Raw genomic sequence first — 1591 nt, forward strand, 5'->3', positions numbered from 1 at the left:
ACCCGGGTCGCGCCGATGTACTCCTTGGTGTCGATCTTGTCGTAGCGGATCACCGCCCCGGTGTGCGGCGCGTCGAGCATGTAGCCGCCGCCGACGTAGATCCCGACGTGGTGGATGCTCCGGGGATCGCTCAGGTCCGTCGCCCAGAACACCAGGTCACCCGGCCGCAGCTGATCGCGCGACGGGTGAGGTCCGGCGTACCACTGGTCGTTGGCCACCCGGGGCAGCTCGATGCCCACGCTCTCGAACGCCGCCTTGGTCAACCCGGAGCAGTCGAACCGTCCGTTGTCCGCGGCCGTGCCGTCACCGCCCCACAGGTACGGCGTACCGAGCTTGGTCTGCGCGAAGTAGATCGCGGCCGCCGACTGCGCGGACACCTCCACCGGCGCGGTCGGCGCGGTGAAGCTGCGGGCCATCGCCTGGATGTTCCGCACGTAGCCCTGGGTCTCCCGGTACGGCGGCACCCCCCGGTTCTTCGTCACCGCGTACGGGCCGGCGTTGTAGGCGGCCAGCACGTTGGCCTGCGGATCACCGGGCACGTTGGCGACGTCCTTGGCGAGCGCGCAGTCGTAGACCGCCGCCGAGGCGATCGCGTCGTACGGGTCCCAGACGTCCTTCCTGCCGTCCCCGTTGGCGTCCGTTCCGTACATCGCCCAGGTTCCCGGCATGAACTGCGCCATTCCCTGCGCGCCGACGCCGGATTGGGCCCTGGGATCGAAACCGCTTTCCTGGTACAGCTGCGCCGCGAGCATCGGCGGGGAGATCTCCGGGCACAGCGCGCCCCACTTCTGGATCGTCTCCTGGTAGGCCGCCGGGACCGTACCGGGAGAGAGGGCGGAACGATTCACCGACTGCTGCGGCGTCCCGCTTGCCGCATATGTCCCCATCGTCACCAGACCGAGGAAGCCGAACGCGACAACTCCCGCTGCGGCGGCGGCAGTACCGCCCTTCCGGAGTACCATCAGCACCATCCCGACGAGTCGTCAGTCGAAGTGTCCCGGAAGGCGTTGCTCACCGCAATCATCAGAGATACAAAGAGTGAGCGCTATCCTTCGTACGGTGGACATCCTCGCGTACGTGTCCGGTGCCTCACGACCAATCCGCGAGAAGTAGCCAAGTCGACATCAGATCTGGCCAAGAATAGGCACCGACCCTTCGCGCGGGCGGGGTCAGGGCCCTTGAATTTGCCTGATCGGGCGGTGAGATGGAAATGAACCTGAGCAGCGTGCACACCTATGCGGCCGGCCACCTGGCCGAGGACCCACCCAAGAAGCCGAATATCGACACCATCATCGGCGGGATCGCCCCGGACTGGGGCCCGTTCGCGAGCCTCGGGTCGGAGGCCCGGGTGATGGTCGAGGTCATCATGGCCGTCGCCATCCTGGTCTGCCTCGGCATCGCGGTCTGGGGCGCGGCCAAACAGCGGATCGGCGCGACCGCGATGCGCGACAGCTTCGGCGCCGAACAGGGCAAGGGACTGATCATCGCCGGGCTGACCGGCGTGTTCATCATCGGATCACTCGGCACTCTGTTCACCATTGTCTACGGCATGGCGATCTGACGATCAGACAGCACTGACCCGGCCAGCCTG

2 protein-coding genes are annotated in these 1591 nt (G+C 67.0%); one reads left to right on the top strand and one right to left on the bottom strand.

Translation table 11 applies throughout. The features are described 5' to 3' along the window. A partial coding sequence (locus J0670_RS37680) for a bifunctional lytic transglycosylase/C40 family peptidase (protein WP_207817276.1) occupies positions 1-962 on the bottom strand: 962 nt, incomplete at its 3' end. Between the two features lie 248 nt (positions 963-1210). Between J0670_RS37680 and J0670_RS37685 the strand changes: the two genes are divergently transcribed. Then, positions 1211-1561 carry a hypothetical protein gene (locus tag J0670_RS37685; protein WP_243438081.1) on the top strand — a complete coding sequence of 117 codons (351 nt, stop codon included), beginning with the start codon at positions 1211-1213 and terminating at the stop codon, positions 1559-1561. Positions 1562-1591: the final 30 nt, after the last annotated feature.

The sequence above is a fragment of the Streptomyces sp. FH025 genome, from assembly GCF_017427025.1.
In the GTDB taxonomy this organism is placed as follows: Bacteria; Actinomycetota; Actinomycetes; order Streptomycetales; family Streptomycetaceae; genus Kitasatospora.

What these genes read in the sequence shown, in the direction of transcription:
- J0670_RS37685 (WP_243438081.1), top strand. Translation starts at nt 1,211, where the DNA reads ATGAACCTGAGCAGCGTGCACACCTATGCGGCCGGCCACCTGGCCGAG.